Source organism: Pantoea sp. 18069 (assembly GCF_902706035.1).
Classification (GTDB): Bacteria; Pseudomonadota; Gammaproteobacteria; order Burkholderiales; family Burkholderiaceae_C; genus Comamonas.
Window position 1 is genome coordinate 108803 of record NZ_CACSJA010000005.1, and the last position, 21406, is coordinate 130208.

Annotated in this window: 15 protein-coding genes; 7 read left to right on the forward strand and 8 right to left on the reverse strand. The window is 65.3% G+C overall.

Annotated features, from left to right (window positions below):
- Window position 1 precedes the first annotated feature (1 nt).
- The 8 genes from GVL12_RS06170 to GVL12_RS06205 form a co-directional block, all read right to left on the reverse strand.
- Window positions 2-937: an ABC transporter permease gene (locus GVL12_RS06170; protein ID WP_159911931.1), complete on the reverse strand. Its 936-nt coding sequence runs from the start codon at window positions 935-937 to the stop codon at window positions 2-4.
- Window positions 934-1908, reverse strand: a complete 975-nt coding sequence (locus GVL12_RS06175) for an ABC transporter permease (protein ID WP_159911933.1) — start codon at window positions 1906-1908, stop codon at window positions 934-936. Before GVL12_RS06175 ends, GVL12_RS06170 begins: the two co-directional genes overlap by 4 nt.
- A complete protein-coding gene (locus tag GVL12_RS06180) occupies window positions 1905-3383 on the reverse strand; it encodes an NAD(P)/FAD-dependent oxidoreductase (RefSeq protein ID WP_159911935.1) in 1479 nt (492 codons plus the stop codon). Before GVL12_RS06180 ends, GVL12_RS06175 begins: the two co-directional genes overlap by 4 nt.
- Window positions 3380-4381 carry a LysR family transcriptional regulator gene (locus GVL12_RS06185; protein ID WP_159911937.1) on the reverse strand — a complete coding sequence of 334 codons (1002 nt, stop codon included), beginning with the start codon at window positions 4379-4381 and terminating at the stop codon, window positions 3380-3382. Before GVL12_RS06185 ends, GVL12_RS06180 begins: the two co-directional genes overlap by 4 nt.
- 186 nt (window positions 4382-4567) lie before the next feature.
- Entirely contained in the window at window positions 4568-5509 is a 942-nt protein-coding gene (locus GVL12_RS06190; RefSeq protein ID WP_159911939.1) for a LysR family transcriptional regulator, read from the reverse strand.
- A 1019-nt stretch (window positions 5510-6528) separates the two neighbouring features.
- Window positions 6529-7578 carry a tyrosine-type recombinase/integrase gene (locus GVL12_RS06195; RefSeq protein WP_159911941.1) on the reverse strand — a complete coding sequence of 350 codons (1050 nt, stop codon included), beginning with the start codon at window positions 7576-7578 and terminating at the stop codon, window positions 6529-6531.
- A gap of 86 nt (window positions 7579-7664) precedes the next feature.
- Window positions 7665-9380 (reverse strand): diguanylate cyclase, encoded by a 1716-nt coding sequence (locus GVL12_RS06200; protein ID WP_159911943.1) that lies wholly within the window; start codon window positions 9378-9380, stop codon window positions 7665-7667.
- 210 nt (window positions 9381-9590) lie between these two features.
- Window positions 9591-10229 carry a GntR family transcriptional regulator gene (locus GVL12_RS06205; protein WP_159911945.1) on the reverse strand — a complete coding sequence of 213 codons (639 nt, stop codon included), beginning with the start codon at window positions 10227-10229 and terminating at the stop codon, window positions 9591-9593.
- A gap of 88 nt (window positions 10230-10317) precedes the next feature.
- Here GVL12_RS06205 and scpA point away from each other — a divergent pair, with 88 nt between their 5' ends.
- The 7 genes from scpA to GVL12_RS06240 all read left to right on the forward strand — a co-directional run bounded on the left by scpA (window position 10318) and on the right by GVL12_RS06240 (window position 21405).
- Window positions 10318-12510: a methylmalonyl-CoA mutase gene (scpA, locus tag GVL12_RS06210; protein ID WP_159911947.1), complete on the forward strand. Its 2193-nt coding sequence runs from the start codon at window positions 10318-10320 to the stop codon at window positions 12508-12510.
- Window positions 12511-12517: 7 nt separating this feature from the next.
- Complete coding sequence (gene meaB, locus GVL12_RS06215; RefSeq protein ID WP_159911949.1) at window positions 12518-13546, forward strand: methylmalonyl Co-A mutase-associated GTPase MeaB; 1029 nt, start codon at window positions 12518-12520, stop codon at window positions 13544-13546.
- Window positions 13547-13622: 76 nt separating this feature from the next.
- Window positions 13623-15155 carry an acyl-CoA carboxylase subunit beta gene (locus tag GVL12_RS06220; RefSeq protein WP_159911951.1) on the forward strand — a complete coding sequence of 511 codons (1533 nt, stop codon included), beginning with the start codon at window positions 13623-13625 and terminating at the stop codon, window positions 15153-15155.
- A gap of 25 nt (window positions 15156-15180) precedes the next feature.
- Window positions 15181-17241: an acetyl/propionyl/methylcrotonyl-CoA carboxylase subunit alpha gene (locus tag GVL12_RS06225; RefSeq protein ID WP_159911953.1), complete on the forward strand. Its 2061-nt coding sequence runs from the start codon at window positions 15181-15183 to the stop codon at window positions 17239-17241.
- A gap of 420 nt (window positions 17242-17661) precedes the next feature.
- Window positions 17662-19281, forward strand: a complete 1620-nt coding sequence (locus GVL12_RS26480; protein WP_306770576.1) for a methyl-accepting chemotaxis protein — start codon at window positions 17662-17664, stop codon at window positions 19279-19281.
- A 120-nt stretch (window positions 19282-19401) separates the two neighbouring features.
- On the forward strand, window positions 19402-20295 hold the full coding sequence (locus GVL12_RS06235; RefSeq protein WP_159911957.1) for a LysR family transcriptional regulator: 894 nt from the start codon (window positions 19402-19404) through the stop codon (window positions 20293-20295).
- A gap of 135 nt (window positions 20296-20430) precedes the next feature.
- Window positions 20431-21405 carry a tripartite tricarboxylate transporter substrate binding protein gene (locus tag GVL12_RS06240; protein WP_159911959.1) on the forward strand — a complete coding sequence of 325 codons (975 nt, stop codon included), beginning with the start codon at window positions 20431-20433 and terminating at the stop codon, window positions 21403-21405.
- Window position 21406: the final 1 nt, after the last annotated feature.

Here is a 21406-nt window from a genome sequence, read left to right on the forward strand (position 1 = left end):
TTTATTTCTGCAGGCGCGGGTTGAGCACATCGCGCAGTTGGTCGCCGACCAGGTTGATCGCGACAATCGTCAGCAGCAGGGCGACACCGGGGAAGAAGCTGATCCAGTATTCGTTGGACAGTAGATACTGGTAGCCGTTGGAAATCAACAGGCCCAGCGACGGCTCGGTGATGGGCACGCCCAGGCCGAGGAACGACAGCGTGGCTTCCAGCGTGATGGCGCGCGCCACCTGCAGCGCGGCAATCACCAGCAGCGGCGGCAGGCAGTTGGGCAGGATATGGCCCAGCAGGATGCGCCACTGGGGGATGCCCTGGCCGCGCGCGGCGTCCACATATTCGCGCCGCGTTTCGACCAGCGCCTGGCCCCGCGCGGTGCGCGCGTAGTACGCCCACTCGACCAGCACCAGGGTCAGGATCACATTGCCTATGCCCTTGCCCATATAGGCCAGGATCATCAAGGCCATCAGGATGGTGGGGAACGACAGCAGCAGGTCGACCACGCGCATGATCAGCGCGTCGATCTTGCCGCCGGCGTAAGCCGCCGTCAGGCCGACGACGGTGCCGACCACGGCCGCGATCGCCGCCGAGCCCACGCCCACCAGCAGGCTGATGCGCAGGCCGTAGACGATGGCCGAGTACAGGTCGCGGCCCTGGCCGTCGGTGCCCAGCCAGTAGGTGAAGCCATGCTCCGCGCTGGCCGAGCCGGGCGTCAGGCGCGCGTCGAGCACGTCGAGCTGCATCAGATCGTAGGGGTTTTGCGGCGTGATGAAGGGCGCGAGCAGCGCCATCAGCACGACGACCAGCAGCGTGACGAGACCGATGACCGCGGGCTTGGAGCGCAGGAAGTCGTGCGCGATCTGTGCCCAGATCGACTGCACGCGGCCGGCGTCGGTCGCCGCGGGCGCGGCGACGGAAGAATTGACAGGAGCTTGGCTCATTGGGCGGCCTCCAGGCGAACGCGCGGGTCAAGCAGCTTGTAGAGCAGGTCCACGATCAGGTTGAGGGTCACGAAAATCACGACAACGACCATCAGATAGGCGACCACCACGGGGCGGTCCAGGGAGTTGATGCTGTCCAGAATCAGTTTGCCCGCGCCTGGCCAGGCGAAGATCGACTCGGTCACCACGGCATAGGCGATGGTCGAGCCCAGTTCCAGGCCCAGCACGGTCACCAGCGGAATCATGGTGTTGCGCAGTACGTGCATGCACATCACGCGGGTTTCGGACAGGCCCTTGGCGCGCGCGAATTTCACGAAATCCTGCGGCATCACTTCGCGCACCCCGGCACGCGTGAGGCGCAGCACCAGCGAAATCTTGAACAGCGCGAGGTTGAACGCCGGCAGCAGCAGGTGGTGCAGGCCGTCGAGGGTGAGGAACGACCATTCGATGCCGAACAGGCTGCGCGTGTCGCCACGGCCGCTCGAGGGCATCCAGCCCAGCTGCACGCTGAACACCATGATCAGCATCAGCGCGACCCAGAACGCGGGCAGCGAAAAGCCCAGGATGGAGCCGCTCATCAGCAGCTTGGAGACCGGGCTCGTGGGCTTCATGCCCGCATACAGGCCCAGCGGCACGCCCAGCACGATGGCCATGCCCAGCGCGACGACGGCCAGCTCGAGCGTCGCGGGCAGGCGGTCGAGAATCAGCCCTATCGCGGGTTGGTTGTAGACAAAGCTCGTGCCCAGGTCCCCTTGCAGCGCGTTCTTCAGAAAGCTGAAGTACTGCTGCAGCAGCGGCTGGTCCAGGCCCAGGTGGGCAATCGCTTCGAGGCGCTCCTGCTGGTTCAGGTCTTCGCCGATCAGGATGTCGACGGGGTTGCCGATCGCATGCAGGCCTCCGAAGACGATCACCGTCATGGCCAGCACCACCAGCAGGGCCTGGCCGATGCGGCGCAGCAGCCAGCCTGTCATGCTGCCACCTCGTCATAGGGGGGCAGGGGCGAGGCGGTCCATTCGTCGCCGAAGAGCTCGGGCTCGCTGTAGCGCTCCATGGCCGCGTAGTGCAGCGCGATGTCCTCTGCGTACAGCGCGCCGGCCAGCCCTTGCGACAGGCGGCGCGCGCCGTCGCTGATCTGCGGAATATCGCCAGAGACCGTGCCCAGCGACAGCGCCGCGGGGTAGCTGAAGCAGTGGATGCGCTCCAGCCCGGGGCAGCTGCCCGGCGTCTTTTCCTGGAATTCGAACAGATCGCCCAGATCAGGCGACAGGTTCAGTTCGCTGTCTTCCTGGCCTGGCGGCGGCGTGAAGCGGTCCTGCCACAGGCGCACATGGGGCGCGAACGGCGCAAATTCCGGGCGCAGCTGCCAGTCGGGGCGAAAGCCGGTGCAGAAGATCACGCTGTCGGCGGCGATAGCGCCTTGGGTGGTGTCTATGCGCAGCTTGCCATCGGCGCGCACTTGCGCGCTTTCAATGCCCGCGCCCAGGTGAAAGAATGCATTTTTGTGCTGCGACACGCGCAGCGTGCTGCCGTGCGGCGGCGGCACCTGCTGGCGGTTGATGTAGTTGCGCACTTGCCATTTCCAGGCATCGGGCAGGCGTGCAAAGCCATGCGCGGCGCCGGGGCTGCCCGCGCCCTTGCCCTTGTTGACCGTAGGCAGCTCCTGGCGCCGGATCAGCAGGTGCACGGATGCAGCGCCGTTTTCCAGCGCCGTCGCGGCGCTGTCCATGGCCGAGGCGCCTCCGCCCACGACCACGACCTGCTTGCCCGCGAAAGCATCATCGGCCCAGGGATCGGACGAGTGCGCCCAGCGGTCGCGCGGCAGCTGGTGCGCCACATCGGGCACCCAGGGGCCGCCCAGGCCGTCGCGGCCCGTGGCCAGCACCACATGGCGCGCGAGCACGCTGTAGGCGCGGTCGCCATTCTGCGCATCGATCAGGTCCAGCTGCGCGAGCTGGTCGGCGCGCGGGCGCACGGCCACCACGCGCTGCTGGTTGTGCAGCACCACGCCCGTGGTCTCGCGGTACCAGCGCAGGTAGTCCATCCACTGCAGGCGGGGAATCTTGTCGAGTGCGGCCCAGGCTTCGGCGCCCCATTGGGCTTCGAACCAGGCGCGGAAGGTCAATGCCGCAAAGCCCAGCGCCGGGCCGGTCAGCTCCTTGGGCGAGCGCAGCGTTTCCATGCGCGCGGTCGTGGCCCAGGGGCCTTCGTAGCCCTCAGGGTTTTGGTCGAATATCTGCGCGCGAATGCCCAGATGGGTCAGCGCCGTGGTCAGCGCAAGCCCGCCCATGCCGCCGCCGACGACCGCGACATCGAGCACGGGCTGGCCTTCGTGGGTGAGGTCCGGTGTCCAGGCCCTGGAAGGCAGGGCCAGCAGTTGCAGGTCGCGTTGGTAGCGCGCCTGCAGCGCGGCGAGGGAGGGAGTGAGAGGGGAAAGCAGACTGTTCATGGGGTAGGCGTCGTTTTGCGTCCAGGGCGGCAAAGCGGGCTTGTGGAAGGCAATGAAATGGAAGGAGAGCCGACGCCGGCCATGGCCTGGGCGTCGTGCAGGCGGCACTGGTCCAGCGAGGCGGCGGTTTCGCGCAGCGCCTCGAGCAGGACCAGCGCGGGCGCCGACAGGTTTTTTCCCTGGGCGCTGATCGCGCCGAAGTGAAATGGAATGCGCACATCGAGATCGCGGTAGGCCAGGCCAGGCAAAGGCGCGCCCAGCAGCGTCATGGGGTCCAGAATCGCCACACCCAGCCCCGCGCGCACCAGCGCCTGGGCGTTCATCGACGAATTGGTCTCGATGTCGGCCTGCAGCCCGGGCGCGCCGGCCTTGTGCAGCGCGGCATCGATGTGCTGCTTGAGCCGGTGGGGATTGTGCATGCCGATCACGCGCTGCTCGGCCAGCGAGGCGATGGGAATTACCTCGAGCGCGGCCAGCGGATGGTCGGCCGGCACCACGGCCTTGCAGGCCACTTCGGCGACCCAGTGCACGCTAATTTGCTGGTGGTCCAGCGGCAGGCTGCAGACGCCGATATCGGCCATGCCATGCAGCACGTCGCTGACAACGTTCTCGGGGCGCACGGACAGCAGCTCGATCTTGCTCACGGCCAGCGCGGGGCGGCAGTGCGCGAGCGCCGGCGCAACCACGCCCAGCGACAGCGCCGGCGTGGCCGAAACCAGCAGCGGTGGGCATACGACTTCGGATGCGCGCCGTGCATGCTGCTGGATGCGCCGCACGCCGTTGACGATGCGCTCGGCTTCCTCATAAAGCACATAGCCCAGCGCCGTGGGCGTGACCTTGGGGCCGTTGCGGTGCAGCAGCGCGTCGCCCAGGCCCACTTCCAGCTCCTGGATCTGCCGGGTGATGGCGGGCTGCGAGCGTTCCAGCAGCTTGGCTGCACCGGTGATGCTGCCAATCGTCATTACCGCAACAAAAGCTTCGAGCTGGCGTATGTCCATGCGCGTCTGGATTATGCAAAACGTGAATGATGACGCATTCTGCATGCGTTTGTGAAATACTAAATTGGTATTTGCTTATGAGGCGGGTGCTTTTTTACGGGTTTTGCGCCCTGCGCGCGTTTATCCTGGGTACGTCAAAGGCGCTCCACCGTTCACCGTGAGCCCGTCAAAGGGTGCTCCCTCCGTTCACCCTGAGCTTGACGAAGGGTGCTCCGCCATGCGCTGCAACCAGTCCGAAAACGCCTGCAGCACCGCCGATGGCGGCAGGGAAGGCGTGATCAGGTAGTAGCTGCGCTCGCGGCGCAGCGACAGCGAGCAGGCCACGACCAGGTCGCCGCGCGCGAGTTCGGCTTCGACCAGCATCGGCGGAATCAGCGCCACGCCCATGCCATGCGTGGCGGCCATGGCCAGCATGGAAAACAATTCATAGCGCGGGCCGTCGAGCGCGCGCGCAGGCGCGAGCCCCGCGGCCTGGAACCACTGCTGCCAGCCATAGGGCCGCGTGCTTTGCTGCAGCAGCGGCAACTGGGCAATGGCGTCGGGCGACACCGTCTGCCAGGCGCGCCCCAGCCCGCGCTGGGCGGCCTGGCCCAGCAGGGCGGGGCTGCACATGGGCACGACCTGCTCGTCCATCAGCCACTGGGCCTGTATGCCCGGCCATTGCGTCACCTGCTCGGGCGTGCCCGCGTAGAGCGCGGCGTCGAAGCCCGTATCGGCAAAGAGAAAAGGGCGGGTCTGGGTGTCGATGTGCACCGTGATGCCCGGGTGTTCCTTGGCCAGCAGCGGCAGGCGGGGCAGCAGCCAGCGCGTGGCAAACGTGGGCACGGCGGCAAGGCTCAGCGTGCCGCCTTCGCCCTGGCGGGCCATGATGTCCAGCGTATCGCGCTCCAGGCCCTGCAGCCAGCTGCGCACCTTGCGCGCATAGGTCGTGCCCGCAGGCGTGAGCTCCATGCCGTGGCGCGTGCGCCGAAACAGCGCCACGCCCACGAACTCCTCCAGCGCAATGATCTGCCGCGACACCGCGCTCTGGGTGAGGGCGAGCTCCTGCGCGGCGCGGGTATAGCTCTGGTGCCGGGCGCAGGCCTCGAAGCAGGCCAGGGCTTGGGTGGAGGGAATGGCGCGGCGCATGGGACGGGGAGTGTGGAAGCAGTTCGCGGGAATTAGGCCATAAAAACGCCCAACTGCAGGAGGCAGGGAGTACGCAGCGCATCAGGCCTGGAATACGAGCGAACAGCGGAGGGCGCTCGCTGAGCCAGACCTGCTGGCGCTGTCAGTCACGCGCAGTGATGGCAGACGCCAAGTTCCCTGGTTTGGACTGGCAGTTCTTGCCTATGGATTAGGAGATTGAATACAGCTTACATGAAATAAAAACACATCTAATTGAACGAAAGTGCCACGTCTTGCTGCCATCAGAAAGGGGGGCCAGGTTTGCGCCAGCAGCGGCCACAACCGGCCTGCCGCCCAAAGAACTCCAGACCTTTGAAAGGCTCTGGGCGAACTGGTACGACCCGTTCGTGGTGGGCCGCCCATCGAACCATGATGGCCCGTCCTCATTCCATCGAGTCGCGCGCTTTGTGCCATGGCGTTGGATTGCCAAAGCACACACCGCGCCCTGAAACGCCCTTCGACGGGCTCTCAAGAAACAGCTTTTTCGTCAAATAAATCAATGTCTTAGCAATGGTCGGTTTTGTGCAAACAGCGATCGCAAAGTCATGTTTTTTCCAAAACGAATAGCTAATGGCCGTTCGCCCTGAGCCTGCCTAGGCGGCCCCGTCGAAGGGTGTCTCCACCCTAGGCCAGTGCGCCAGTTCATCCTTCGACAGGCGCTCAAGAAACAGCTTTTTTCGTCAAATAAATCAATGACTTAGAAAGAACTCGATTTGAGCAAACAGCGGCGAACTATGGGCGGCCTACGCTCAAAATACCGACCCTTCGATCCTTCGACGGGCTCAGGACTCAGGGCGAGCGGGGAAAACCGTTCGTGGTGAGCCTCGCTCGGCGCGCCCATCGCACCATGAAAGGCCTGCCCTCAAGCCCCGCTGTTTCTTAACGCATTGCGAGACTTCGTCTCGCTTACCTTGCTCAGGGCGAGCGGTGGTTTAGGGCACGATGGAAAACTCCGTTCGGGCTGAGCCCAGGCCCATGCACTAGAAAGAACGCACCCGCTGCGACAAGGCGGTTCGGGCCTCATCGCTGACCAGATCGCGCAGATGCAGCAGGCCGTTGACGTTCTTGAGCCCCGCGCGCTCCACGACGTCGGCCAGGGGCATGCCTGCATTGAGCCAGCGCACGATGGCGGTGTTGCGCACGATCTGCGGGCCCAGGCGCGCGGGCGTGGGCAGGCCGGTGGACTGGGCGGCTTCGGCCAGGGTCTTGGTGACCAGGTGCAGCAGCGTATGGTTCGACAGCGTGCGCGATTTGCGTGAACAGAACAGCGATGCTTCGCCCTGCATCGCGGGATATTGCGCACGCGCGCGCAGCCAGTGGGCGAGACCGCGTGCGAGCGCCGTGCTGATCGACAGCTTGCGCTGCTGGTTGTCGCGCAGGCCTTCGATATGCACGCCGATGATCTGCGTTTCGCCGCTGTCACCCTGTGGCGTGCTGTAGAGCAGGTTGTCCGTGCGCAGCATGCGCAGTTCTTCGGGTGCCAGGCCCAGCTCGAACAGCAGCATCAGCACCGCGCGGTCGCGTGCGCCCACCAGATCGTCGCCCGCGGGAATATGGGCAATGCCTGCCTGCCACATCGCGTCCGACAGGACTGCGCCTTTGGGGTCTTCGCTGGGTGGGCGTTCGGCAGGCGCGACGGCATGCACGGGGTTGATCTCCATCCAGCCGAGCATCAGCGCGTGGTCATAGATGCGGTCGAGCACGCGCCAGTAGCGCCGGCGCGTGATGTCGCTGACCTTGCGGCCCTTGACGGTCTGCGGGATGTGGTTGATGAAGTGCAGCACCTGCACGGCGCTGGCCTCGTTCCAGGCCAGCGCTTCGACGTTCCGGCCCTGGGCGTCGAGATGGGCCTGCAGGAACTTGCTCCATGCGCCCCAGATGAAGCGGTAGGGCTTGGCGGCTTCGGCGGTCAGCGGTGCCCAGGGATCGTTGCTGCGCGCCTGCAGCCAATGGTCGAACAGGCCGTCGGCACTGGGCAGCGCCGGCGCAGTGGCTGCGGCGCTGGAATCGGGAAGGGCAGAGGTGGGCATGGCAGGGCCTGATCGCAGAAGCAGGAGATTTGAACAGACGCGCCTATTGTCGCAGTCCGTGGAGCGGGGCGCCGCGGCAGACGGCCTCAGTTCGTCTGCGCGGGCTGCACGCAGTCCGGGTCTTCGCTGCGCGGGTCCGCATCTTGCGCACCATGGAAACGCCGGTACTGGTTTTTTCCGCATTGCTTGGCGTCGTACATCGCCCTATCGGCCTGGTCGAGCAGCGTTTCGGGCAACTGCGCGTCGAGCGGAAAGATGCTCATGCCTATGCTGGCCGTGACGCGCACCGTGCCGCGCGGCAGGACCACGGGCCGGCCAATGGTTTCAAGCAGGCGCGCGATGATGGCTTCGGCCTGCTGCACTTCGTTCCAGTCGCCCAGCAGCAGCACCATTTCGTCGCCGCCCACGCGCGCTGCGGTGTCATCGCCACGCAGCTCGGCGCGGATGCGCCGGCCCTGCTCGCACAGCAGCAGGTCACCGTCCGCATGCCCCATGAGGTCGTTGACCTGCTTGAATCCGTCGAGGTCGATGTAGAGCACGGCGAGCAGCGTTTTCTGCCGGGTCGCGGCATGCATGCCCTGGGTCAGGCGATCGTTGAGCAGGCGGCGGTTGGGCAGGCCGGTCAGGCTGTCGTAGAGCGCAATCTGCTCGAGTTCGCGCTCATGCGATTTTTCCCGGGTCACATCGCTGATGACCACGATGAAGTGCTGGATGCGTTTGAACTCGTCAAGCACGGCTGAAATCGAGATGCGGTGCACGGCGTTGACGCCGCTCGCATCCATGGCTTCGATTTCGCCTTGCCAATGCCTGGTGTTCGCCACGATCTGCTGCACCGAATCAAAAGTCTGGCCGAGCACCAGGGGCCCGTAAAGGTCTTCCAGCGTGCGTCCGGCGCAATGGGTCTTGGAAAATCCGCTCATGCGCTGGTAGGCATGGTTGATGTCCGTCACGCGAAAATGCGCATCCAGCACCATGAAGCCTTCATAGCCGTGCTCGAACACGCTGGCCGCGACGCGCAGGCGTGACTCGGTCCTCTTGCGCTCGCTCAGATCGGTCACGAAGCCCACGAACAGCAGCGCATCGGGCGTGTCGACCTTGCGCAATGACAGCTTGAGCTGCAGCTGGCGGCCCGACTTGTGCAGGCCCGGCACTTCGCTGCCCACGGCGCCGGGCAAGCGCGTGTCCCCTGTGCGGTGGTAGCGCTCAAGGTAGCCCTCATGCTGCTCGTCAAGCGGGGAGGGCATGAGCATGTTGACGTTGCGGCCCACGGCTTCCTTTGCCGTCCAGCCGAAAATCGTTTCGGCCGCGCGGTTGTACGCCTGGATGATGCCATTGCGGTCTATGGTGATGATGCCGTCGACAGCCATGTCGACCAGCGACTGCAGGCGCTGTTCGTTCGATTCCACGCGCCGCCACAGCGCGCGGTAGCGCAGCAGGCCCATGAGCAGGCCGATCAGAGCGATCACCGCCAGCGCGGCAACCGCGACCGTCATTGCCAGCGTGTGCGCGGCCGAAGCGCCCGGGCCTTCGACCATGTCGGGCGTGCCGACGAATGGCGCCGCAGCCATGGCGGTGTAGTGCATGCCGGAAATCGCCCCACCCATGCACAGCGCGGACACCGTCCTGGCTGTTTGTCGCGACCACTTGAGCGCCGCTCGCCGGCGCTCGCGCAGCGCAAGGCGCAGGCAGACGGCCGCGCTGGCGATGGCAATGAGTACCGACAGCACGACCAGTCCGGCGTCGCTATACCCTTCGAGCAACCGGGCGGGACTGGCGTGGCTGAGGAAAAAATCATCCAGCATGATGAATGCCCTCACATTGCCGCGCGGATGCGATTTCGAATGACACGGGTCCTGCACGAAACTGCACGCGGGGCATCTTCAGCAAGAAGGCTTCAACCCCATGCCGGCCGTGCACGCATTCCTGCTGTTTTCCCGCCATCCAACGCCTGGTTTATAGCATTTTATGTTTCACAGCGTAACAAACACGCCGGCAACGCTTGCCGGCCAGCTTCATTGCACGGCAGCCACGAGGCCATTGGAGAAATGCTGCTGCATCGCCGCGCGGGCCCGCTCGGGCGCGCGATCGAGCACGGCCTGCAGGATGAGCGCGTGCTCCTGCAGCGATTCGTCTATGCGCCCCTGGCGGAACAGCGACTTGTGGCGGTTGAGCTTCATCACCTTGCGCAGGTCGGCCACGACCTGGTCCGACCAGCGGTTGTTGGCCAGCGCGAGCAGGCGCATGTGAAAGCGTTCGTTGATCGCGAAGAACTGCTCGGCGTTGTCCTTGTGCGCGACCAGATCGGCGTGCAGCGCGCGCAGCGCTGCGAGCTCGTCATCGGTGGCAGAAGTCGCGACCGCGGCCGCGGCGTCGCTCTCGAGCAGCGCCAGCAGGTGATAGACATCGCGCACATCCTTGGTCGAGACTTCGGTCACATAGGCGCCGCGGCGCACTTTCATCGTCACCAGCCCTTCGGCCGCGAGCACCTTGAGGGCTTCACGCAGCGGCGTGCGGCTGATGCCGAACTCTTCGGCGATCTTGAGCTCGTCTATCCAGGCACCAGGCTCGAGCGCATGCTGGAAGATGCGTTGGCGCAGTTGCTCGGCAACCTGTTGGTAGAGCGCGGAGGGGGCTAGGGTAATCACTGACATGAATGCTGGATTGTAGCCTGGATTATTTTGAATCAATAATTATGAATCATGTACACTCTTTCCGTCACAACCTACCGTGGTCTCACCGATGGACAAGCCTACAGATATACGCCAAAGCGTGGCGAACGCCGACACCCCTGAATTTGCCCCCGCCGACCTGAGCGCCTGGGCCAAGGCGGCAGCCAAATCCGCGCCAGGCGGCGATGTGCAGGCCTTGAACTGGATCACGCCCGACGGCATCACCGTCAAGCCCCTCTATACGGCAGCAGACAGCGCGGACCTGCCGCATGCGAACACGCTGCCCGGCTTCGAGCCCTATCTGCGCGGCCCGCAGGCGACGATGTATGCGGTGCGCCCCTGGACCATCCGCCAGTACGCGGGCTTCTCCACGGCCGAGGAATCGAATGCGTTCTACCGCAAGGCGCTGGCCGCGGGCGGCCAGGGCGTGTCCGTGGCGTTCGACCTGGCCACGCACCGCGGCTACGACTCCGACCACCCGCGCGTGACCGGCGACGTGGGCAAGGCCGGCGTGGCCATCGACTCGGTCGAGGACATGAAGGTGCTGTTCGACCAGATTCCGCTCGACAAGGTGTCGGTCTCGATGACCATGAACGGCGCGGTGCTGCCGGTGCTCGCGGGTTATGTGGTCGCGGCCGAAGAGCAGGGCGTGCGCCAGGATCAGCTCTCGGGCACGATCCAGAACGACATCCTCAAAGAGTTCATGGTGCGCAACACCTATATCTACCCGCCCAAGCCGTCGATGCGCATCATCGGCGACATCATCGAGTACACGAGCGTGAACATGCCCAAGTTCAACTCGATCTCGATCTCGGGCTACCACATGCAGGAAGCCGGCGCCAACCAGGCGCTGGAGCTCGCCTTCACGCTGGCCGACGGCAAGGAATACGTGAAGACCGCCACGGCCAAGGGCATGGACGTAGACGCCTTCGCGGGCCGGCTGTCGTTCTTCTGGGCGATAGGCATGAACTTCTATCTCGAGATCGCCAAGATGCGCGCCGCCCGCCTGCTGTGGTGCCGCATCATGAAGGAGTTCGGCGCGAAGAACCCCAAGAGCCTGATGCTGCGCACCCACTGCCAGACTTCGGGCTGGTCGCTGACCGAGCAGGACCCGTACAACAACGTGGTGCGCACCACCATCGAAGCCATGGCCGCGGTGTTCGGCGGCACGCAGTCGCTGCACACCAACAGCTTCGACGAAGCGATCGCGCTGCCCACCGAGTTCTCGTCGCGCATCGCGCGCAACACCCAACTGATCATCCAGGAAGAAACGCATATCCCCAGCGTGATCGATCCCTGGGCGGGCTCGTACATGATGGAAAAGCTCACCCAGGACATGGCCGATGCGGCCTGGGCCATCATTGAGGAAGTCGAAGCCATGGGCGGCATGACCCAGGCCGTGGACAGCGGCTGGGCCAAGCTCAAGATCGAGGCCGCGGCGGCCGAGAAGCAGGCGCGCATCGATTCGGGCAAGGACGTGATCGTCGGCGTCAACAAGTACAAGCTGGCCAAGGAAGATCCCATCGATATTCTGGAAATCGACAACGTCAAGGTGCGCGACGGCCAGATCGAGCGGCTCAACAAGATCAAGAAGGAGCGTGATGCCGCGAAAGTGCAGCAGGCACTCGAGGCACTCACGGCCGCCGCCGAAAGCGGCGAAGGCAATCTGCTCGATCTCGCCATCCAGGCCGTGCGCCTGCGCGCCACGGTGGGCGAAGTCAGCGATGCGCTGGAAAAGGTCTACAGCCGCCACCGCGCCGATACGCAGAAGGTCACCGGCGTCTACGCCGCCGCCTATGACTCGGCCGAAGGCTGGGACAAGCTCAAGACCGAAATCAATGAACTGGCCGAGGAACTGGGCCGGCGCCCGCGCGTGATGATCGCCAAGCTCGGTCAGGACGGCCATGACCGCGGCGCCAAGGTCGTGGCCACGGCGTTTGCCGACCTGGGCTTCGACGTCGACATGGGTCCGCTGTTCCAGACGCCCGAAGAGTGCGCACGCCAGGCGATCGAGAACGATGTGCACGCGGTTGGCGTCTCCACGCTCGCGGCCGGCCACAAGACGCTGGTGCCGGCCATCATCGCCGAGCTCAAGAAGCAGGGCGCGGACGACATCATCGTGTTTGTCGGCGGCGTGGTGCCGGCGCAGGACTACGAGTTCCTGTTCGAAGCCGGCGTCAAGGGCGTCTATGGCCCGGGCACGCCGATTCCGGCCAGCGCCAAGCATGTGCTCGAGCAGATCCGTCAGGCCACCGCCGTCTGAGACAGGCATGACACCTTCCGAGTTGCTGCAAGGCATTTTGCACGGCGGCCCCGCCGTGCAGCGCCGGGCCATCGCCAAGGCGATCACCCTGCTCGAGTCCACGCGCGCCGACCACCGCGCGCAGGCCGATGCGTTGCTCACCGAAATGCTGCCCCATACGGGCAAGGCGTTCCGGCTGGGCATCAGCGGCGTGCCGGGCGTGGGCAAGTCGACGTTCATCGAAACCCTGGGCCTGTACCTGATCAAGCAGGGCCTGCGCGTGGCCGTGCTGGCCATCGACCCCTCGTCGTCGGTCTCGGGCGGCTCCATCCTGGGCGACAAGACGCGCATGGAGCATCTGTCGGTCCATCACCAGGCCTATATACGGCCCAGCCCGGCGAGCGGAACGCTGGGCGGCGTGGCCGAGAAGACGCGCGAGGCCATGCTGGTCTGCGAAGCCGCGGCCTATGACGTGGTGATCGTCGAGACCGTGGGCGTGGGCCAGAGCGAAACGGCCGTCAACGGCATGACCGACATGTTCGTGCTGCTGCAGTTGCCCAATGCGGGCGACGACCTGCAGGCGATCAAGAAGGGCGTGATGGAACTCGCCGACCTGGTGGTCATCAACAAGGCCGACATCGACAAGAACGCGGCCACGCGCGCCGAGGCGCAGATCACATCGAGCCTGCGCCTGCTGGGCATGCATGGCAACCCCGACCACGCCACGCACGGCGCGCTGTGGCAGCCGCGCGTGCTGCAGATCAGCGCGCTGCTGGGCCAGGGCGTGGAAGCTTTCTGGCAGGCCGTGCAGCAGTTCCGGCAGATGCAGACGGCCAATGGCCGGCTCGCCGCACGCCGCGAAAAACAGTCGCTGTCGTGGATGTGGGAACGCATAGACGCCGGCCTCAAGCAGGCGTTTCGCACGCACCCGCAAGTGCAGGCCCTGCTGCCGCAGACGATAGCGGCCGTGGCCGCAGGCCGGCTGCCCGCATCGACCGCGGCCCGCAACCTGCTGGCCGCGCAGTCACAACCCGCACATTCCCGCGCGCCACAATAGGGCGCGCAGTCATCCATCCCCAAGAAGTGCACGCGCCTCCGGGCCGTGCGACGACTCAGTAAGAAAGACGAGCATCATGCAGGACATTCTGGAGCGACTCGAGAAACAGCGCGCGCTGGCGCGGCTCGGCGGTGGTCAAAAGCGCATAGACGCGCAGCACGGCAAAGGCAAGCTCACGGCGCGCGAGCGCATCGAGCTGCTGCTCGACGACGGCACATTCGAGGAATGGGACATGTTCGTCGAGCACCGCTGCACCGATTTCGGCATGCAGGACAGCAAGATCCCGGGCGATGGCGTTGTGACCGGCTACGGCATGATCAACGGCCGGCTGGTGTTCGTCTACAGCCAGGACTTCACGGTGTTCGGCGGCGCCCTGAGCGAAACCCATGCCGAGAAGATCTGCAAGGTCATGGACCAGGCGATGAAAGTCGGCGCGCCCGTGATCGGCCTCAATGATTCGGGCGGCGCGCGCATCCAGGAAGGCGTGGCGAGCCTGGGCGGCTACGCCGACGTGTTCCAGAAGAACGTGCTGGCCAGCGGCGTGGTGCCGCAGATCAGCATGATCATGGGCCCCTGCGCGGGCGGCGCGGTGTATTCGCCGGCGATGACCGACTTCATCTTCATGGTCAAGGACTCGTCGTACATGTTCGTGACCGGCCCCGAAGTGGTCAAGACCGTCACGCACGAGGAAGTCACGGCCGAGGAGCTTGGCGGCGCCGTCACCCACACGACCAAGAGCGGCGTGGCCGACATGGCGTTCGACAACGACGTCGAGGCGCTGATGATGCTGCGCCGCCTGTACAACTACCTGCCGCTGAACAACCGCGAAAAGGCACCGCTGCGCGCGACCAGCGACCCATCGGACCGCGCCGACCGCTCGCTCGACACGCTGGTGCCCGAGAACCCGAACAAGCCCTACGACATGAAGGAGCTGATCGCCAAGACCGTGGACGACGGCGACTTCTTCGAGCTGCAGCCCGACTACGCGAAGAACATCCTGATCGGCTTCGCGCGCATGGCCGGCCAGACCGTGGGCATCGTCGCCAACCAGCCGCTGGTGCTCGCCGGCTGCCTGGACATCAAGAGCTCGATCAAGGCCGCGCGCTTCGTGCGCTTTTGCGATGCGTTCAACATTCCCGTGCTGACGTTTGTCGACGTGCCCGGCTTCATGCCCGGCACCAGCCAGGAATACGGCGGCATCATCAAGCACGGCGCCAAGCTGCTCTACGCCTACGCCGAAGCCACGGTGCCCAAGATCACCATCATCACGCGCAAGGCCTATGGCGGCGCGTATGACGTGATGGCCTCCAAGCACCTGCGCGGCGACGTGAACCTGGCCTGGCCCCAGGCCGAAATCGCGGTGATGGGCGCCAAGGGCGCGGTCGAGATCATCTTCCGCGAAGACAAGAACGACCCCGAAAAACTCGCCGCGCGCGAAGCCGAGTACAAGGCGCGCTTTGCCAACCCGTTTGTCGCCGGCGCGCGGGGCTTCATCGACGACGTGATCCTGCCGCACGAGACGCGCAAGCGCATCTGCCGCAGCCTGACCATGCTGCAGAACAAGCAGCTCGAGAACCCGTGGCGCAAGCACGGCAACATTCCGCTCTAAGAACGACAGCGCCAGGAAAAATCCCATGTTCACCAAGATTCTGATTGCCAACCGCGGCGAGATCGCCTGCCGCGTGATCGCCACCGCCCGCAAGATGGGCATCGCCACCGTGGCCGTGTATTCCGATGCCGACAAGGACGCGCGCCACGTGCAGCTCGCCGACGAGGCCGTGCACATCGGCGCCGCGCCCAGCCGCGAGTCCTATCTGCTCGCCGACAAGATCATCGCGGCCTGCAAGCAGACCGGCGCCCAGGCCGTGCACCCGGGCTACGGTTTCTTGAGCGAAAACGAGGCCTTCGCCAAGCGCGTAGAGGAAGAGGGCATCGTCTTCATCGGCCCCAAGCACCATGCAATTGCCGCCATGGGCGACAAGATCGCCTCGAAGAAGCTCGCGGCCGAAGCCAAGGTCAACACCATTCCCGGCTACAACGACGCGATCGCGGGCGCCGAGCAGGCCGTCGAGATCGCGCGCGGCATAGGCTATCCCGTGATGATCAAGGCCAGCGCCGGCGGCGGCGGCAAGGGCCTGCGCGTGGCCTTTAACGACAAGGAAGCGTTCGACGGCTTCGCGAGCTGCCAGAACGAGGCGCGCAACAGCTTTGGCGACGACCGCGTGTTCATCGAGAAATTCGTCGAGGAGCCGCGCCACATCGAAATCCAGGTGCTGGGCGACGCCCACGGCAACGTGGTGTTCCTCAACGAGCGCGAATGCTCCATCCAGCGCCGCCACCAGAAGGTGATCGAGGAGGCTCCGTCGCCCTTCATCTCCGAGGAAACGCGCGCCGCGATGGGCGCCCAGGCCGTGGCGCTGGCCAAGGCCGTGCAATACCAGAGCGCGGGCACGGTGGAGTTCGTGGTCGGCAAGGACCAGTCGTTCTATTTCCTGGAAATGAACACCCGCCTGCAGGTCGAGCACCCCGTGACCGAAGCGATCACCGGCCTGGACCTGGTCGAGCAGATGATACGCGTCGCGGCCGGCGAGAAGCTGGCGTTCGCGCAGGCCGACGTGCGCCGCGATGGCTGGGCCATCGAGTGCCGCATCAACGCCGAAGATCCGTTTCGCAGCTTTTTGCCGTCCACGGGCCGGCTGGTGCGCTTTCAGCCGCCGCAGCAGACCATGTGGCAGGCCGACACCGAACACCTGCAGGGCGTGCGCGTAGACACCGGTGTCTACGAAGGCGGCGAGATCCCGATGTTCTACGACTCGATGATCGCCAAGCTCATCGTGCACGGCAAGGACCGCACCGAAGCCATCGCCAAGATGCGCGCGGCGCTCAACGGTTTCGTGATCCGCGGCATCAGCTCGAACATTCCGTTCCAGGCCGCGCTGCTGGCCCACCCGAAGTTCATTGCCGGCGACTTCAACACCGGCTTCATCGCCGAGCACTACGCGGGCGGCTTCCATGCCGAGGACGTGCCGCACAGCGACCCGCAGTTCCTGGTGGCCCTCGCGGCCTATATGAACCGCCGCTACCGCGAGCGCGCCTCGACCATCACCGGCCAGCTCCAGGGCCATGAACTGCAGCTGGGCATCGACTACACCGTGGTCACGCTGGGCGCCGAAGGCCGCAACCAGCACGCGCGCGTGCGGGTCGAGGACTTCGACCTGTCGCGCCATGCGAGCAAGGTCACGGTGCATGGCGAAGGCGACGACAAGGTCTACGAGATCAGCAGCGACAGCCATCTGCGCGATGCGCGCCTCGAAGGCCTGGTCAACGGCCAGCCGTTCACCGTGCAGATCGAGCGCGGCACGGGCAAGAACCCGCTGGCCCTGCGCATTGCGCACAACGGCACGCAGATCGAGGCCCTGGTGCTGTCGCCGCGCGGCGCCGAGCTGCACCAGCTGATGCCCTACAAGGCGCCGCCCGACCTGTCCAAGTTCCTGCTCTCGCCCATGCCCGGCCTGCTGATCGACGTCGCGGTGCAATCGGGCCAGAAGGTGCAGGCCGGCGAAAAGCTCGCCGTGATCGAAGCCATGAAAATGGAAAACATCCTGTTTGCGACGCAGGACGGCGTGGTCGGCAAGATCAGCGCCAGCAAGGGGGATTCGCTGGCGGTGGATGACGTGATTCTTGAATTCGTCTGAGCTTGCAGCGTAATACGCGCCGGGCCTGTCGCAGGCAGCCGCCAATGCAATGGCGGCTCCCACGCGGGCCCGGCGACTCCCGCCTGGGGCACGGACCGGAATGGCGCCATCGCTTTCTGCAAGTGCGTGGCGGTCGCTCCCTGGCATGGTCCAAAGCCGCGAGGCAAGATCGGCAAGTCATATAGCTGACACAAGCGCAGTGCTCAGTACCCCGCTTTTGTCAAGAGTGCAAGCAAAAGCGTGCTATTTTTTTGTGCGGCATTCACGGCCTGAAAAGCGCTGATCTCCGACGCTTCTGCCCTCGGTCCTCTCCCACAGATTTTTATGCACTTCAACAACCTTTCGGTCGCCAGCAAGCTCTGGACGATCATTCTCGGTCTCATGCTTTCCCTGCTGGCCCTTGGCACAGGCCTTTATGTAATGACGGTGCAACTCCATGCACAAGCGGCGCAGGACGTGCAGGACAAGGAGGACCGCATTTCCATGGCGCTGCGCTGGAAAGGCATGACGGAGCTGGCCGTGGAGCGCGTGGTGGTCGGATCCATCACCACCGATGAGTTGCTCAGTCAGCGGCTGCAGCCGCAACTCAAGACCGCCGTCGAGGCGGTTTCAGCGGTACAGAAGCAAATCGTCGACGCAGCCGACTCGCCAGCCGACAAGGCCCAGCTCGAGCGCGTGGCGGCCGAGCGCGTCATCGTGCTGCAGCTCGTCGCCCAGGCCCAGAAGACACGCAGTGACGGTGATGTGGAAGGCGCCCAGCGCGTGGTCAATGAGCAATTGCTGCCTGCCGTGGCCAAATACATCGCTGCACAGGAAGCCTTCGTCGAACTGCAACAACGCCAGCGCGACCAGATCAAGGCCGAAGCACTGCAGCGCAATACCGTGGCGCGATGGATCGCTGAAGCCTTCGCCGCCGTAGTGCTGCTCATAGGCGTGGGCCTGGCCGCGCTGACCGTACGCTCCATCACCCGGCCGCTGGAGCAGGCCGTGCGCCTGACCGACGCCATTACCGGTGGCGACCTTACAGTGGAAGCGCGCGATGAACGCAAGGACGAGCTGGGCCATCTGCTGAGGTCGCTGTCGGCGATGGCCGCGCGCCTGCGCGGCGTGGTCAGCGAAGTGCGCTCGGGCGTGGAATCCGTTTCGTCCGCGTCCACGCAGATCGCCACCGGCAACCAGGATCTGTCGGCCCGCACGGAGCAGACGGCGGCCAACCTCGAGGAAACGGCGTCCAGCATGGAACAGCTGACGGCTACGGTGACCCAGTCCGCCGACACCGCGCGGCAAGCCAACCAATTGGCGTCCACAGCGGCGCAGGCCGCCGAGCGCGGCGGCGAAGTGGTGGTCCAGGTAGTGCACAGCATGCAGCAGATCACGGAGAGTTCGCGCAAGATCAACGACATCATCGGCGTGATCGACTCCATCGCCTTCCAGACCAACATCCTGGCGCTCAATGCGGCGGTGGAAGCGGCCCGCGCGGGGGAACAGGGCAGGGGCTTCGCCGTGGTGGCTTCGGAGGTGCGCAGCCTTGCGCAGCGCAGCGCCGAGGCCGCCAAGGAGATCAAGCAACTCATCAGCGCATCGGTGCAGAACGTCGACGCCGGCTCGGCGCAGGTGGCGCATGCGGGCCGGAGCATGGAAGAGATCGTGAGCAGCGTGCGCCGCGTATCCGACCTGATCGGGGAAATCACGGCCTCGTCCACCGAGCAGCGCGACGGCATTGGCCAAGTGAATCAGGCGGTGTCCAATCTGGACCAGATGACGCAGCAGAACGCGGCCTTGGTGGAAGAGTCGAGCGCGGCAGCCACTGCCATGCGCGATCAGGCGCAGCGCCTGTCGCAGGTGGTAGCGGTGTTCAATGTGGGCGCAGCGGTGGCCAAGGCCCCGGCGCCTGCGCTGTATTCACCGGCGGCTCAGCCCGCAAGAGCGACGACGGCCGCGCCCAGGAAAGTGGCTGCTGCCCCGCGCCTGGCGCCCACGGCCAATGCTCCGGCGGCGCGTCCTGCGGGCAAGGCCGAGGGCGAGTGGGAGAGTTTTTAACAGCGTATCTGGACGCCCCGGTGTGCCAAGGAGGTGCCTTTCATCACTCCTGTGCAGGGCCCATGCATTGCGAGCGCCGGCGCTGCGGATGGCAGGCCCTGCGGCGGCAATAATCTCCCCATGAAAATCGACACCCTCACGGTCCAGCTGGCCCTGGCCGTCGCCGAGGAAGGCAGCATCTCGCGCGCGGCCGACAAGCTGCAGCTGGCCGTGGCCGCGGCGTCCAAGCGCCTCACGGATCTGGAGCGCCAGCTGGGCACGCCGCTGTTCAAGCGCGTGCCGCATGGGGTCAAGGTCACCGAGTCGGGCACCAAGCTGCTAGCCCATATCCACCAGATCGACAGCCTGATCACGCGCCTGGCCGACGACGCCCAGGCAATGCGCGACGGCCAGGACGGGCGCATCATCATCGGTGCGCCCAAGGCGGCAATCATCGAATTCCTCGCCAGCGACCTCGCGCTGGTGCGCGCCCGGTACCCGCAGATCACGCTGCACATCATTGAGGAAAACAGCAAGATCATCCAGCAGCTGCTGCGCGACAAGGTGATAGACATCGGCATCTTCGAGAAGAAAAGTGGTTTCATCGACGTGGAGAAGTTCGATTACCGCGCCGACGAGCTGGTCGCGGTCTACAGCCGCGCGCATTTCTCTTTTGCGGACACCCCGCTCGAAGCCGATCCGCTGCTTGACTGCCCGCTGGTCAGCCTGGGCCAGGGCTCGGCCATTCTGGGCAGCCTGCAGCGCCTGCACCAGAGCCGGGGCCGGGCCATGGGCCGGCATCTCACGGTGGGCGGCTTCGACACCATGCTCGCGCTGGTGCGCCACGGCCTGGGCGTGGGGCTGATGCCGCCGGCCGTGCTCGCCAGCATGCACCCCGAGCCCGCCATCGGCCATGTGGCGCTGGCCGGTGACTGGCACCAGCGCTCCTATGTGCTGGCCAGCGTGCAAGGCCGGGCGCAGGAGCACACGCTGCGCAACGTAGTGTCCGAACTGCTGCGCGACCGCGGCAGCTGAGCGCAGCTTCCTCGCATTTTGTTGATTTAGCGCCGCTGGGTTTCGCAAAACACGAAGCCAGGCATGCTTGATGCATTCTTGCCGCCTAGGCCTGCGTCAGCGAGCATTGCTTCAAACAAAACACAGGAGACAAGCATGAAGCGTCGCGAATTCATGGCCGGCAGCGCAGCTGCACTGGCCGCGCCCTGGGCCCTGGCCTCCGCCGACCTGCCCAAGGGCCCGGTGAAAATCCTCGTGGGCTGGGCCCCGGGCGGCGGCACCGATGTGTTTGCGCGCATCGTCGGCCAGAAGCTCACGGAAATGTGGGGCCGTTCGGTGATCGTCGAGAACAAGCCCGGCGCAACCGGCGCGCTCGCGGCCGACTACTTCGCCAAGACCCGCTTCACCGACGGCCTGACGCTGCTCATGGCCCACGTCAACACCCATGCGATCTCGCCGCAGATCTTCAAGAGCATCACCTACGACCCGCTCAAGGACTTCGCGCCCATCGTGCTGATCGGCGCCACGCCGCACATTCTCGTGACCAGCCACAAGAACAGCTATGCGAGCGTCAAGGAAGTGGTCGAGCTGTGCCAGAGGAACCCGGGCAAGATCAGCTTCGGCTCGTCGGGCACGGGCTCGGTCCAGCACCTGGCCGCCGAAATGTTCAACATGGCCGCGGGCGTGCAGACCATCCATGTGCCCTACAAGGGCTCGGGCCCTATGCAGACCGACCTGATAGGCGGCCAGATCGATTTCAGCTTCGACACCATGACCGCGGCCACGGCCCAGGTCAAGGCAAAGAAGATGAATGCGATTGCCCAGACCCGCGTGAGCCGCGCCAAGGGCTTTCCCGAGGTCACGACCATGGACGAGCAGGGCTTCAAGGGCTTTGATGCCTCGAGCTGGTACGGACTGGTCGGCCCCAGGGACATGTCCAGGGAGCTGGCCCAGCGCATCAATGCCGACGTCAACAAGGTGCTGGCCATGCCCGATGTGGTGGCACGTTTCGACGGCTTCGGCGTCGAGGACGGCGGCGGCTCGGTGGAGAAATTCGCGGCCTTCATGGTCACCGAGTACAAGAAATGGGGCGAAGTCGTGCGCCTTGCCAAAGTGACCGAGGAGAGCTGAT